This is a genomic window from Marinobacter sp. M3C, assembly GCF_023311895.1.
Classification (GTDB): domain Bacteria; phylum Pseudomonadota; class Gammaproteobacteria; order Pseudomonadales; family Oleiphilaceae; genus Marinobacter.
Genome location: NZ_CP092284.1, coordinates 2,357,325 through 2,370,269 on the forward strand (window position 1 = coordinate 2,357,325; position 12,945 = coordinate 2,370,269).

16 protein-coding genes are annotated in these 12,945 nt (G+C 53.9%); all 16 read right to left on the bottom strand.

The annotated features are described in order from the left end of the window. Positions 1-4: 4 nt before the first annotated feature. Positions 5-697: a hypothetical protein gene (locus MIH18_RS10980; RefSeq protein ID WP_249014554.1), complete on the bottom strand. Its 693-nt coding sequence runs from the start codon at positions 695-697 to the stop codon at positions 5-7. A gap of 46 nt (positions 698-743) precedes the next feature. Next, positions 744-935 carry a 2-hydroxymuconate tautomerase gene (locus tag MIH18_RS10985; RefSeq protein WP_249014555.1) on the bottom strand — a complete coding sequence of 64 codons (192 nt, stop codon included), beginning with the start codon at positions 933-935 and terminating at the stop codon, positions 744-746. Positions 936-944: 9 nt separating this feature from the next. Beyond that, positions 945-1,751, bottom strand: coding sequence for a 2-oxo-3-hexenedioate decarboxylase (gene dmpH, locus MIH18_RS10990; protein WP_249014556.1), 807 nt, complete (start codon positions 1,749-1,751; stop codon positions 945-947). After that, positions 1,751-2,779, bottom strand: coding sequence for a 4-hydroxy-2-oxovalerate aldolase (gene dmpG, locus MIH18_RS10995; protein ID WP_249014557.1), 1,029 nt, complete (start codon positions 2,777-2,779; stop codon positions 1,751-1,753). The genes dmpH and dmpG overlap by 1 nt, the downstream gene beginning before the upstream one ends. 16 nt (positions 2,780-2,795) lie before the next feature. Beyond that, the gene (locus MIH18_RS11000; protein ID WP_249014558.1) at positions 2,796-3,707 is read right to left on the bottom strand and encodes an acetaldehyde dehydrogenase (acetylating); all 912 of its coding nucleotides are present in this window, start codon (positions 3,705-3,707) and stop codon (positions 2,796-2,798) included. Positions 3,708-3,738: 31 nt separating this feature from the next. Further along, positions 3,739-4,524 carry a 2-oxopent-4-enoate hydratase gene (gene dmpE, locus MIH18_RS11005; RefSeq protein ID WP_249014559.1) on the bottom strand — a complete coding sequence of 262 codons (786 nt, stop codon included), beginning with the start codon at positions 4,522-4,524 and terminating at the stop codon, positions 3,739-3,741. Further along, positions 4,524-5,372, bottom strand: a complete 849-nt coding sequence (locus MIH18_RS11010) for an alpha/beta hydrolase (protein WP_249014560.1) — start codon at positions 5,370-5,372, stop codon at positions 4,524-4,526. The genes dmpE and MIH18_RS11010 overlap by 1 nt, the downstream gene beginning before the upstream one ends. Positions 5,373-5,397: 25 nt before the next feature. After that, complete coding sequence (locus MIH18_RS11015) at positions 5,398-6,858, bottom strand: 2-hydroxymuconic semialdehyde dehydrogenase (RefSeq protein WP_249014561.1); 1,461 nt, start codon at positions 6,856-6,858, stop codon at positions 5,398-5,400. Between the two features lie 28 nt (positions 6,859-6,886). Then, a complete protein-coding gene (locus MIH18_RS11020; RefSeq protein WP_249014562.1) occupies positions 6,887-7,810 on the bottom strand; it encodes a catechol 2,3-dioxygenase in 924 nt (307 codons plus the stop codon). Positions 7,811-7,815: 5 nt separating this feature from the next. Continuing rightward, on the bottom strand, positions 7,816-8,151 hold the full coding sequence (locus MIH18_RS11025; RefSeq protein WP_249014563.1) for a 2Fe-2S iron-sulfur cluster-binding protein: 336 nt from the start codon (positions 8,149-8,151) through the stop codon (positions 7,816-7,818). A 13-nt stretch (positions 8,152-8,164) separates the two neighbouring features. Next, positions 8,165-9,226 (bottom strand): phenol 2-monooxygenase domain-containing protein, encoded by a 1,062-nt coding sequence (locus MIH18_RS11030; protein WP_249014564.1) that lies wholly within the window; start codon positions 9,224-9,226, stop codon positions 8,165-8,167. A gap of 10 nt (positions 9,227-9,236) precedes the next feature. Continuing rightward, entirely contained in the window at positions 9,237-9,596 is a 360-nt protein-coding gene (locus MIH18_RS11035; RefSeq protein ID WP_249014565.1) for a phenol hydroxylase subunit P4, read from the bottom strand. 63 nt (positions 9,597-9,659) lie between these two features. After that, positions 9,660-11,204 (bottom strand): aromatic/alkene/methane monooxygenase hydroxylase/oxygenase subunit alpha, encoded by a 1,545-nt coding sequence (locus MIH18_RS11040; protein WP_249014566.1) that lies wholly within the window; start codon positions 11,202-11,204, stop codon positions 9,660-9,662. Between the two features lie 14 nt (positions 11,205-11,218). Continuing rightward, positions 11,219-11,488 (bottom strand): MmoB/DmpM family protein, encoded by a 270-nt coding sequence (locus tag MIH18_RS11045; RefSeq protein WP_249014567.1) that lies wholly within the window; start codon positions 11,486-11,488, stop codon positions 11,219-11,221. Next, positions 11,485-12,486: an aromatic/alkene monooxygenase hydroxylase subunit beta gene (locus tag MIH18_RS11050; RefSeq protein WP_249014568.1), complete on the bottom strand. Its 1,002-nt coding sequence runs from the start codon at positions 12,484-12,486 to the stop codon at positions 11,485-11,487. The genes MIH18_RS11045 and MIH18_RS11050 overlap by 4 nt, the downstream gene beginning before the upstream one ends. Before the next feature lie 58 nt (positions 12,487-12,544). After that, entirely contained in the window at positions 12,545-12,796 is a 252-nt protein-coding gene (locus MIH18_RS11055; protein ID WP_249014569.1) for a phenol hydroxylase subunit, read from the bottom strand. Between the last annotated feature and the right edge of the window lie 149 nt (positions 12,797-12,945).

Consider the following 12,945-nt stretch of genomic DNA (forward strand, 5'->3'; position numbering starts at 1 on the left):
CAGCTTAATGCATCCAAACATAGCCTGCGAGAGACTCACGACCGGCATTTAGGGAACTGCCGAACACCCTCCGGGGCGCTTGCATACCACCAAGGCTGAAGGCCGTATTGAGTATACAAAGAGTTGGATCGCTCAATGGTGAGGCCTCATTCACTCTGGCCGCAACATTGGTCTCTGACTTCGACAGCACTGTTGCCCAGCGCTGTTCGTCTTCCCACTGACGGATCATGTTACGAACATCAGCGTCGTAGGGCGACGGCCTTGCTTTACCAACATCGGTCTCGCCAATCTCATCGAAACAGATAATGAGCATACCAAGCTCTCGGCAGGTTTCCAGGCACTGGCCGATACGCCGATAATCGATCTCAGTCATGCCAAGATTGAGTCGCAACTCTGCAGCCTCAACCGATGCTGAACAAAACAGTGCTCCTGCGAGGGCTTTAAGACCAGCGGATTTTCTGACCGTTAGAACCGGCTCGCACGCGTCTTCTTTCAATAACCCGTATAGCTGTAGCGCAACGCCATCGCCCCCCTCCGAATGGCGTATTTCTGGCGCGCTTAGCCCTGCTCCCAGTGAAATAAGCACCAGACTGTCTACATCCTGATTGCGAATCAAACGGCGCAGGCTTGATTGCCCTTTCGGCTGGCTAAACACCTGTGCATCGCAAGACACATAGAGCACGGGAAGTTTTGTCACTATGCCTCCGGGGCGGTAGGAATTCAGCGAAAAACGGAGGCGCTGGCTAGCGCCCCAATTTTTTTGCCGACTGGCCGGCAATGCCAAAATGCTGTTTTGGCATCTCAGTTATCATTACCCGTATGCGCTCCATGGGCGCATCCAGGGAGCGGGCCATGGCCTCACTCACTGCCTGAATCAACACCTCTTTTTGCTCATCCGTACGGCCTTCAACGATATAAAGCTGGGCAATTGGCATACCACCTCCTTACTCGAATCGGGCTGAAACGGCACCCAGGCCCTGATAGCGAACGGTGATATTGTCACCTGTCTCCACGCTAATCGCCGCCGTAATACCACCGGTCATAATGAAGGTGCCAGCAGGAATGTGCTCGCCCCGCTCGGCCAGCATATTCGCCAGCATCGCCACACTAGAAGCCGGATGGCCAAGCACAGACGCTCCGGCACCCACCTCAACCACTTCACCATTTTTCTCAACCACGACACCCAGCGTTTTCAGATCTACATCGGCCACATCGGCCATCTGGCCACCGGTGATAAACCGCGTGGAGGACGCGTTGTCGGCCACTACGCTCACCAAATCGAACTTGAAATCCTTATATCGGGAGTCGATCACTTCTACCGCCGGGATCACGAAGTCCGTGGCCGCCAGTACATCACCGATATGACAACCCGGGCCCTTGAGGGGCGCCTTGGTGACAAAGGCAATCTCCGCCTCGATTTTCGGATGGATCAGTTCTTTGGTATTCACCACGCCACCGTCTGGAACACTGAAGTAATCCGCCAGAAAGCCGTAAATCGGGGTTTCGACGCCCATCTGTGCCATTTTGGCCCAAGAGGTCAGCCCCATTTTCATGCCTACAATCTTGTTGCCACGCTCTTCCTTACGACGGCGAATTTCCCACTGCACGTCGTAAGCATCATCGAAGGTCATGTCCGGGTAATCGTTAGTAATCTTCGTTATTTCATAGGCTTCCAGTTCAGCGTTCTCGCAATGAACAGCCAAGTCTTCGATTTGTGCCCGTGTCAGCTTGTTATTCTTGACTTCACTCATTAGATCAACCCCTTTTCTTTTGCCATGGTCAGTGCCAGATCTTCAATCATGTCTTCTTGCCCGCCTACAGTGCCGCGACGGCCCAGTTCAACCAGAATGTCACGGGCCGAAATGCCATACTTTTTCTCGGCACGTTCAGCGAACAACAAGAACGAGGAATAAACACCTGCGTAGCCCAATGTCAGGGCATTGCGATCCACGCGGATCGGTTGGTCCATTATCGGGACAACCAAGTCCTCGGCAACATCCATGATTTTGTAAAGATCAACACCGGTTTCTACACCCATGCGATCCAGTACGGCGCAGAACACCTCCAGCGGCGTGTTGCCGGCGCCGGCGCCCAGACCTGCTACGGAGCCATCAATCCGGGATGCACCCGCTTCAATCGCCGCCAATGAGTTGGCGATTGCCATGCCCATATTGTGGTGGCCGTGGAAGCCCACTTCGATATTCGACGGCAGCTCAGAGCGCAGTAAACCGATACGTGCAGTGACATCGTCCGGCAACATATAACCCGCCGAGTCGGTGGCGTAGATACAGTTCGCGCCGTAGCCGACCATCAGTTTGGCCTGCTCCAGAATTTTCTCTGGGCTGACCATGTGCGCCATCATCAGGAAACCAACGGTGTCCATGTCCATTTTGGCGGCCATGCCAATATGTTGTTCAGATACGTCGGCTTCGGTGCAGTGGGTGGCCACACGGATGCTAGATACCCCACAGTCCCGCGCCATTTTCAAGTGGTCAACGGTACCGATTCCTGGCAGGAGCAGCGCGGAGATTTTGGCGTTTTTCATCTTCGGTACCACGGCGTTTAAGTATTCCTTATCGCTGTGAGCCGGAAAGCCATAGTTCAGCGAACGGCCACCCAGGCCGTCACCGTGGGTTACTTCTATTAGCGGCATACCCGCTTCATCCATCGCAGTGGCGATGTTTACCATCTCATCCAGACTGATCTGGTGACGTTTGGCGTGCATACCGTCGCGTAGACTCATGTCGTGCAGCGTGATTTTTTTACCGTTCAAGTTCATTGTCATCTCCCCACGCTTAGCCGCGTGCCGGCAGTGTGATGGTACCGTTGGCCGCTTCTTCCGCGAACATCTCGGCGGTACGCAGGGCGGCTGCCGTCATGATATCCAGGTTGCCAGCGTACTTGGGCAGAAAGTCGCCCAGCCCTTCCACCTGCATGTAACAGGTGACTTTATTGCCATCGTAGACAGGGCCGTTGACCAGGGTGTAACCCGGAACATACTTCTGCACCTCTTTCACCATTGCGTGCACAGATTCGGTAATGGCGGCTTGGTCTGGCTCACTTTCAGTGAGGCAGTGGATGGTGTCACGCATCATCAACGGCGGCTCTGCCGGATTGATAATGATGATCGCCTTGCCCTCTTTGGCGCCACCTACCTTCTCCACGGCACCGGCAGTGGTGCGGGTGAACTCGTCGATGTTCTGGCGCGTACCAGGGCCCACAGAGCGCGACGAAACGGTGGCGATGATCTCGCCATAAGCCACGGGCTGAACACGGCTTACCGCTGCAACCATCGGAATGGTCGCCTGACCGCCGCAGGTGACCATGTTGACGTTCATTTCCAGGTTCTTGGCGTGATCCGCCAGATTAACCGGCGGCACACAAAACGGACCAATAGCGGCCGGGGTAAGGTCGACCATGATTACGCCCAGCTCGTTTAACTTGCGACTGTTCTCGGCATGCACGTAGGCGGAGGTCGCGTCGAAGGCCACCCGGATGTCGTCGTCCAATATATGCGGCAGAATACCATCCACGCCGGTGGCACAGGTTTTGATGCCCATATCAGCAGCGCGTTTCAAGCCTTCCGATTCGGGGTCAATCCCCACCATCCAAACCGGTTCGATCCAATCGGAACGCTGTATCTTCATCAGCAAGTCAGTGCCGATGTTACCCGGGCCAATGATCACCGCTTTCAGTTTTTTGCTCATGCTGTTTTATTCCTGTAATCAACTCGGCGAATCAGATGAAACGGACAGACGCGCTGCCGATACCACCAATATCAACTCGCATGTGGTCGCCGGCCTTCACAGGTTCCAGCGGTACCAGCGAACCAGACAAAATAACCTCACCGGCTTTTAATGAAATACCAAACTCTCCCAGCGTGTTGGCCAACCAGGTCACGCAGTTCACTGGTGACCCAAGTGCAGCAGCACCCGCTCCAGCGCTGAGCATGGCACCGTTCTTTTCAACCACCATACCGCAGGTGACCAAATCCACTTTACGTGGGGAGATCGCCTGGTCGCCCAACACAAACAGACCGCATGAGGCGTTGTCGGCAATGGTGTCCTGAATGGCAATTTTCCAGTCGCGGATGCGGGAGTCGACAATTTCAAAGCAAGGCATCACACATTCGGTGGCAGCCAGTACATCGGCGTTGGTAATACCAGGCCCGATCAGATCTTTTTTCAGGATGAAGGCAATTTCGCCCTCAGCTCTGGGTGAAATCAACCGGTCACTGATGGGCACGACTTCACCGCTGTTGAACACCATGTCGTTAGTGAGATAGCCAAAATCCGGCTGGTGTACGTTCAGCATGTTCTGCACAGCCTTGCTGGTAACACCGATTTTCTTGCCGATCACAGACGCACCGGCCGCCAGGCGCCGCTCAAGCATGCGCAAAGAAATGTGATAAGCATCATTAACCGTGATCTCTTCGCCGCGGCCAGTAAGCGGGTCAACGGCTTCTCTGGCCAGCATGGCCTGGTAAAGTTCGTCGCCCAGTTCCTGGATTCGTTTCTGTTCCATTAATATGCTCCTGAAGCCATCGTGTCAGCTTCGCTGAGAAAGTCATTTACCAGTCGCGCAAAGCGATTAGCGTGTTCAATTTGGGTCCAGTGGCCGCAACGGCCAAAAACATGAAGCTGAGACCGCTCAAGCCAGTCAGCCAGGGTCAGGGATGCTTGCAGCGGGATTATCTGATCCTCACGCCCATGGATCACCAGCGCTTCGTGGGATAAACCACGAATGTCCTTTTTCGGGCTGGCCAGACTGTCTACCCAGCGCTGGCGCGGTGACGGAAACATGGCGGCAAACGACTCCTGAAAACCAGGACGAATGCTGGCCTGATAGCGCAGCTCGGCCAGTTCGTCATTAACCAGACTCCGGTCAAAGGCAAAGGTATCGAGTAGCTGTCGCATGGCTTCAAGGGAGGGTTCGTAACCCCACACCTCGTCCAGCCCACGGGTGATCGGAAAGCTAACGCCCGTGCTACCCATCAGGACCAGGCGTCGAACCCGTTCCGGGTGGCGAATGGCAAGCGCTAGAGCAATTCCGCCACCAAAGGAGTTGCCAACCATGTCCACCTGCTCCAACCCCAACTCGTCCATCACGCCCAGCGCGTGGTCAACCCAGCGGTCACGATTGTAGTGGCGATCTTGCGGGCGCTCGCTGTAACCGAAACCCAGCATATCCGGCGCCACTACCCTACGCTGGCTGGCAAGTTCGGGCATAACCAGGCGCCAGTTGGCCCAAGCTGTCACACCTGGGCCGGAACCGTGAATCAGCAACACCGGAAAACCCTCACCCTGGTCGTGCAAATTCGTCCGGTAACCGGCCGCGACAATTTCGCGACCGATCTCTCCACTTGCTACCATTGCAGAACTCGTCGTCATAGCCGCCTCACAGCTTGATGCAGATGTTTTTCATCTCGGTATAGAACTCAAGGGAGTGCACTCCCCCCTCACGACCAATACCGGACTGTTTGCTACCACCAAATGAGGTACGTAAGTCCCTCAGGAACCAACTGTTCACCCAAACTATTCCGGCCTCTACCTGGCCCGCGACACGGTGCGCGCGGGTGATGTTCTCGCTCCAGATTGCAGATGCAAGCCCGTACGGGAGGCTGTTGGCGAGCTCAATCGCCTCCTCTTCGGTATCGAAAGGGCGGATATGGCAACAAGGTCCGAAAATTTCGTCCGTCACTACGGCGGAATCATCGGCCAAGCCTGTCCAAATGGTGGGTTGCACCCAAGCACCACCAGCAAACTCATTCGGCATGTCAGGTACACCGCCACCGGTGATCACTGTGGCACCATCGTCCACCGCTTTCTGATAATAAGAGAGCACCTTTTCCCGGTGTTTCAGGCTGACAAGTGGGCCCATATTGGCATTGGGGTCGTCAGGGGGGCCAACTCTTAGCTCTTCTGCACCCACTTTGAGACGGGCGACAAATTCGTCAAAGATAGAGCGTTCAACGTAGATGCGCTCGGTCCCCAAACAAACTTGCCCACAATTCACAAACGCAGAGCGCAGCGTGCCCTCAATTGCTTTGTCCATATCGCAGTCGGCGAAGACCAGCCCGGCATTTTTACCTCCCAGTTCCAGGGAAATATCACGAATACCCTTCGCCGCGGATTTCATAATAACTTCGCCGGTGCGGGTTTCGCCGGTGAAGGTAAAGCCGTCCACCAACGGGTGCTCAGTCAAGAAAGCACCAGCTGAGTCGCCGCCAAAACCGTGAACCACGTTGAATACGCCATCTGGCACGCCTGCTTCTTTCATTACCTCGCCCAGAAGCGCAGTGGTGGTGGGTGTTTCTTCTGACGGTTTAACCACAACAGTGTTACCGCACGCCAGGGCAGGGCCAACTTTCCAGGTCATCAATAGCAGTGGTAAATTCCACGGGCTAATCACCCCTATCACCCCTTTAGGGCGGCGTACCGCGTAGTTAATCGCCCCGGTGCCGTCCGGCGTCAACATTTCAAACGATTCTGTTGGAACGTTTTTGACCATGTCAGCGAATACTGAAAAGTTCGCTGCACCGCGGGGAATGTCGATGTGACTGGCCATGGATTTCGGCTTGCCCGTATCCAGGCATTCGGCTTCGAGGAACTCATCGAAGCGGGCATTAATGCCAGCGGCGACCTTGTGCAAAATGGCGCTACGCTGGTCCACGGTCAATTTACCCCAAGGCCCACGTAGTGCGGCTTTTGCCGCCTGCACGGCCGCATCCACTTCTTCGCGGCCAGCCTCGTGAACCTTGTTTATAACCTTGCCATTTGCCGGATTCACGTTATTGAACAGTTTGCCGCTGGCGGAGCCTACGTACTGCCCATTAATATAATGTTTAATTTCTTTCATTTTTTAGCCTCACTAAGCCCAAAAATAGTTAGGTCAGAACCGTCAGAAAACGTTCGTTCAGCACCCGGTCGTGGTAGAAAATGGCTTTGCCCAGCTCTTCGGCATCCCAGGTCACCGGCTCATGGTCGGGGTAGTGGTAATCGCCTCCGGTAAACACTTCGTTTCGGTTACCGGAGGGGTCAAAGAAGTAAATGGTCTGGCCGTGAGTCAACCCGTGGCGTGTGGGGCCAATATCGATGGAAGTGTCCGTCATGGACAGCAAATCGGCGGCCTTAAGCACGTCCTGCCAGGTTTCCAGGAAGAACGAGGCGTGGTGGAACTTGGCTGGCTCTTCATGATAAATAAACGCAATATCATGTGCCTTGGTACTAATCGTCAGAAACTGCGCAACGCGCTTGCCATCGGGCGCTATGACCTGCTCAGCCAAATCAAAACCGAGCACATCACGAAACAGATTCAGGGTTTCATCCAGATTCGGTCCGTACAGCAGGCAATGGTCAAAGCGGGTTGCCGCCATTCCCTCAAGACCGCGCGGCCAGGCTTCAGGGTTGCGATTGCCAACACCCCATTTTCCGGTCTGCTTCTTGGTGGCATAGATTTCGAAGGCATGTCCGGTCGGCGCGATGAAACGCACGCGGCGACCACAGTCTTTAAGCTCACCTTCAGGCATATCTTCTATTTCACAACCAAATTCAGCGAGCTCTCCGCGTAATTGATCTACGATCTCTTCGCTAAGACATTTGAAACCCATGAAATCCATGCCAGGCTCATCCGCTTCCCGAAGCACAACGGAAAACTTGTCCACTTCCGTCCAGCCTTTTAAATACACGCGGCCCTGGTCATCGCGATCCATTTCGATCAGGCCTAAAAGATCTTTGTAGTGTTTAACGGCTTCATCCATATCAAGTACGCGAATCTGGACGTGCCCGGGGCGCATTACTCCCTTTTTCATGACGTTCACCTTATTGCTTTTGTTGTTGTGTGTTCGCTATCAAGCCCAACGATTGATTGGGGTTGGCATTCAATAATCAGGTCGGTCAGCGGATAAACCCGACAGGCCAATACTTCGCCCTGATTTATGGCTTCCGGGGAGGCATGTACCCGGCTCATTTTTCCGCACTCATAGTCGCCGCCAAGCACCGTGACTTTGCAGAAGCCGCAGCCGCCGCATCTACAGCCCACCGGCACACACTTAAGCCCCTTCTGTTCCATCGCTTTGAGAACGCTTTGGCCTGGCTTGCAGCGGAATTGTTCACCGCTAAACTGCTCTGTAATCTGGAATGACTCGCCCATAGCACAGCCTCCCTCAGATTTTTTTGAACAGCGCAGAACGTTGGGCATCCTCCGCTCCGTCTGCGGCAGTGAGGAACTTCTCCATAAAAATATCGCGTTCGAACAAGCGGCCCTGCATTAATGCGGTGACCGCTGCGTCAATCATCGGAGGCGGGCCGCAGAGGTACGCCTTCTGACCAGAAAAGCGGCCGTCGAAATGAGCTTTTGCCGCATCGTGAACGTAGCCGCGAAACCCTTGCCAGTCAGTGTCCTCGTCGGCTTGGCTCAGGGCAGGCACGTACGTGAAGTTATCGTGGTCACGGGCCAGCGTTTCAAAAAGCTCTCGGTTGTAGAGTTCTTCCGCGTTGCGCGCGCCCTGAAACAGCACAATCTGCCGTTCATCATTCTGTTCGAGAAGATCCAGAATCATGCATTGGGGGCTTGATAGGCCCGAACCGCCAGCAACAAACATCAGGTCGCCTGGTTGCGAACTGCGCACGAAAAACTGACCATAAGGACCAGACAAGTTTAGGGAATCGCCTACGCTCAGCTGCTTATGAACGTAGCTAGTTGCGCCGCCGCCTGCGACCAACCGCACGTGCAGTTCTACTTCATCTGCTCGGCTGGGGGGGTTCGCCATGGAAAAGGCTCTTTGCCCGTCCACGCCAGGCAACTCAATGTTGATGTACTGGCCAGATTGGAAGGTCATGCCTCGATCCAGCTTGAGGTGTACGCCTTTGATGGTCGGCGACAGATCGACGATTTTCGTTACCGTCGCCTGATAGTCCTCTACCGGATAGCCTTCGAAGTCTTCATCAACATCAATATCCGCTTCGATGGTGACATCACTTTCAACCGTGGCGCAGCAGGCCAGAACCTTGCCGTCATCACGCTCGCTGTCCATTAGCGCAAATGGTGAAGCTTCGCCCACATTGACATCGCCCTCGATCACCTGAACTTTGCAGGTTGCGCAGGTTCCATGGCCGCAGGCAAATGGCAACCAAACGCCTTGGCGCAATGCCGCCTGCAGAATAGTTTGGCCCTCTTCAACTTCAATCTGTTCGCCTATCGGCTCGATGGTAACGGTATAGCTCATCGCTTAGCCCTCAGGATGCCGAGCCCTGGAGTCCTTCCAGGCCGGGGGTGGTCACAGTCAGCATGCTCTTATGATCAATACCGTTATCAGCCAGGCTGGCCTCAAGATCCGGCTTGAAGTCTTCCTCATTCAAACGCCACTCGGCGCCGAGAAAGTCGGCTCTCTTTGCATCCGGATGGCCGACGACGGCTGGCTTAAGCATCTCGCTCACAAAGGCCCGGAAGCTCATATCGGGCGCAACCAGCATTGCAAACGGCGCGCAAAACAAAAGGTGGTAGGGCCAGTAGACATACAACAACTGCATGCCATTGAAATTCTCGACGCGGTCTTTGGGCTCTGCGTGATACTCGGAAATGGCGTTAACACTCATGGTGCTCTCCTTTTTGTTATAAGTGCCCGCCCCGGCTACAGCCAGAAAGGCGGGCAAATCCGGTCAGGCCGCAGCCGTCTTGTCACGACTTGCCGAGAGGGGCTTCAGACCTTTGATATCCAGCCAGCGCTGGTGATCGGGCGATCCGATATATTCCATATTGTCGACGCCAGGAACGATGTGGTAATACTTTTCAACCACTGTCGCTACGTCCGCACCGCCGCAGTTTCCCTGATAAATCTGGTGCACGGGCATCCAGGCCTGGATGTACTTTTCAGGCTCATTCTTGAAAATGTCGCAGCAACCATCAGAACAGAAGTGATAACGCTCGCCTTCGTGCTTGATCTGGCGATGACTGAACACCGTCGGGTCGTCTTTCTCGGTCATAATGGTTGGTATCTGACACACCTGGCAAAGCTGGGGAAGCGTGTTGTTATAAAAACGATTCCCTTCCTTCTGCTCTTTGTCCCAATGCTCGAAGCGGTCACGGTAGTACTTGTCGAAAGTCTCGGGATACTTCTCGGACAACCAGGCCATCTCTTCTTCCTGAGGCATCCAGGTATGGAAGTTGGTCGCCTGGCTGTACTGATAGAACGTGGCCCAGGTTTGGTGGCTCGAGTGATTTTTGGCGGCGTTGGCAACGTCCTGATACTTGGGCGGGCGAATGCCGTAACGCTCAAGATCCTTGAACAGGGCGCCACCACTTTGCTCATAGTACATTTCCCAGGCTTCAGCCCAGGACATCACCTTGTTGGGCAGCATGTAGTCCATCATCATGCCCACCAGGCTCAGCAGGCGGAAGCCGCGCCAGAACCACTTATCGATCCACTTCTGAATGATGGGCACGTTGTCTTCGTGCTGTTCCAGAATGAACTTGATCACCTCCAGGCCCAGCGTCATGTGGCGGGCTTCATCCGACTGCGCAGAAAACCCGAATGTGACCGTTGCCATATCACCGTTGTAGGCGGCACCGGACATAAATGGCACAAACAGCAGATTGGTCAAAACGTATTCAAACGAAAAGGAAATTGCCGTCAGGAACTCAAATGGGCCGGCTGAACGCGCATCATCGAAAAAGGATTTGGGAACCGACAGGAACCAGACCCGGTCGTGCTGATACGAGGCATCATGCAGGCCGTTAAAGTGCTTGTTGTAGTGGCTCATTGCGTGCTGTTGAGTTTGCGCATGGCGCAGCTCGTCAATCGCTTGCATCTGGCAGGCAACTCTCGCACCGGCACCGCTAAACTGGCGCCCCACCCTTGCGTAACCCTGGTACGCAGCGTATTCAACCGGCGATATGCCAGAAAGGAAAAGCTTTAGAGCGTTTACGTAACGGGCGTCTGTAATATTCTGTTGGCCGTTATTCTGGGCAAACGCATCAAAAATGGCGTATAGCTTCTTCTCTTTCTCGGCCTGATACTTCCAGTAGGTATCCATGGTCAGGCGGAACGGATCTTCCCATTGGTCCCAATTAATGATCTTGATACCTTCAAAACTCTCATCCGGGTAGATGTCTTCGTGTTTCTCGTAAGTTGGCTCCCACGCCATGTCACGCGTGAGATACTGGTATTTGTCTTTAAGGTTCAACTTCTTATTTTTGCTAGCCATGTCAGATCTCCCGATCAGCTCCACGAAATAATGAAATGGTCGTCGTCTTCGTCGACATTGCCGCCAATACTAATAACCTCAAGCAGCATTTCCTGAACTTCCCAATCCCTGCCCAGTGTCTCTTCCATGGTTTCTCGGTTGATCACCAGACGCTTCTCGGCGGTAATGCGAATCATCGCCGGTGAATGCTGCACTTCGGCCTCCGGATTATCTTTAACGATCGCCTCTAGCAGGTAGCGGGCGTTATCGTTGTCCTGAAATGCCATAAATACTTTCTGGCTCATGCCTGAACTCCTGTGCTCTGAAGACCTACTTTTTTAAGACGAACTGAAAGCTCGGCACGGAGTTCATCCAGAACGTCTAATCCCGTTGTGGCCTGAGCGATGGGTTTGAGAGCCTCGTAGACCATAGGCTCCCACTGATCAATCCAGCTCTGGACTTGCTCACGATTACTGTCACTTTCAGCCACCACGGTTTTAATCATGGCGTTGGTCCAGCGTAGAGACTCCTTGTACCAGTCGCGGTGGAACTCGGTAAGCATGGATACAGTTTCAGCGCCCTGTTCGCCAAACCACGCATCCATCCGGTCGTAGACCAGCGGATACATGAGCCCATCAAGCAGTACGTTCTGCACTAGGGTGATTTCGAACCAGTCATCGATGACTAAAGTGCCTTCTACCAATTTCCGCAGAGGCTGCCACAGTTCGTCATCCATCCAATAGGTTTTGGACTCATCAAGGGCAGTGCCGGTGCTGCCATCAAGCAGCAACGCAATACGAGTCAGGTACTGGCCCATACCCAGGTGATCCGTAGCGGCAAACATGTGCATCTGTGACACGGTGGTTGCGGTCGAATCGCCGGCAATCTTGCTGTTGTTCATGTTGGCGCCTAGCGCAACATGGCGGAATGGCACCAAAAGGCGTAGAAGCTGTTTTTGAGTTTCCTCAGGCAGGCGGGTAAGCAGGTTACGTTTGTCACAAAACGCAAAACTGCTCTCTGCAGCTTCCTGCATTTTTGCCCGATTGCCCACGTAGGCGCCGTAAAAAAACTGGCGCGGGTCGGTCACCGAATACCAGTCTTCCATGCGCAAGGCTGTGCGTGTGGGGTCATTCAAGGTGCGCTTCGGATCCCAAAGCGGGCGGTAATGGAAGTTGGTCGTGGCCGCAAGGTCGAAGCTGGCTTCCTGATAGCGAGTTGCCGGCTTATCGCCAAAGCGACGCGCAATAGCCGAGTAGGTATTGCGAATGGGTTCCACCGAGGTGGTTTTAATCTCAACACTCATATCTGCCTTCCCATCGTTGTTTTTGTGAGTTAGATGTTGGCGTTAATCTTTGCGGTAATTAGCGATGTCCTTTATCACCAAAACGCCACTTGACCATATCCTCATCGACCAAACGGATCTGATCGGAGCTCATGTGAATAACATTGTTGTGCTTGCAAAACAGCTGGAATGCGGCAGTGGGTAAAACCAGCTCCACGAAAAGCTCCGGATGTCCGATGGCGAAATCAAATTCCACAAATTTGTTCTCCGGCGCACTGCGCACGCGGATATAGCGGGTTAGCTCGTCAAATTTCGTAGCCTGTTCGCTCATGATTGGCCCCATTAAATTTTTTATTGGTTAGGGCAGACAAAGCAACACCTGTGCCAGATCCCAGAGTAGATAAATAACCGATTGTTTTAGTTGTATTTTTAAAAATATGGAAGCTTAATCGACTGATTTGCGGCCCAATGAAGGTCATG

Coding starts and splice junctions, on each gene's coding strand:
- MIH18_RS11025 (WP_249014563.1), bottom strand. CDS start 8,151: ATGGGCGAGTCATTCCAGATTACAGAGCAGTTTAGCGGTGAACAATTC.
- MIH18_RS11055 (WP_249014569.1), bottom strand. CDS start 12,796: ATGAGCGAACAGGCTACGAAATTTGACGAGCTAACCCGCTATATCCGC.
- MIH18_RS11000 (WP_249014558.1), bottom strand. CDS start 3,707: ATGAGCAAAAAACTGAAAGCGGTGATCATTGGCCCGGGTAACATCGGC.
- MIH18_RS11020 (WP_249014562.1), bottom strand. CDS start 7,810: ATGAAAAAGGGAGTAATGCGCCCCGGGCACGTCCAGATTCGCGTACTT.
- MIH18_RS11045 (WP_249014567.1), bottom strand. CDS start 11,488: ATGAGCCAGAAAGTATTTATGGCATTTCAGGACAACGATAACGCCCGC.
- MIH18_RS10985 (WP_249014555.1), bottom strand. CDS start 935: ATGCCAATTGCCCAGCTTTATATCGTTGAAGGCCGTACGGATGAGCAA.
- MIH18_RS11030 (WP_249014564.1), bottom strand. CDS start 9,226: ATGAGCTATACCGTTACCATCGAGCCGATAGGCGAACAGATTGAAGTT.
- dmpE (WP_249014559.1), bottom strand. CDS start 4,524: ATGGAACAGAAACGAATCCAGGAACTGGGCGACGAACTTTACCAGGCC.
- dmpG (WP_249014557.1), bottom strand. CDS start 2,779: ATGAACTTGAACGGTAAAAAAATCACGCTGCACGACATGAGTCTACGC.
- MIH18_RS11040 (WP_249014566.1), bottom strand. CDS start 11,204: ATGGCTAGCAAAAATAAGAAGTTGAACCTTAAAGACAAATACCAGTAT.
- MIH18_RS11010 (WP_249014560.1), bottom strand. CDS start 5,372: ATGGTAGCAAGTGGAGAGATCGGTCGCGAAATTGTCGCGGCCGGTTAC.
- dmpH (WP_249014556.1), bottom strand. CDS start 1,751: ATGAGTGAAGTCAAGAATAACAAGCTGACACGGGCACAAATCGAAGAC.
- MIH18_RS11050 (WP_249014568.1), bottom strand. CDS start 12,486: ATGAGTGTTGAGATTAAAACCACCTCGGTGGAACCCATTCGCAATACC.
- MIH18_RS11035 (WP_249014565.1), bottom strand. CDS start 9,596: ATGAGTGTTAACGCCATTTCCGAGTATCACGCAGAGCCCAAAGACCGC.
- MIH18_RS11015 (WP_249014561.1), bottom strand. CDS start 6,858: ATGAAAGAAATTAAACATTATATTAATGGGCAGTACGTAGGCTCCGCC.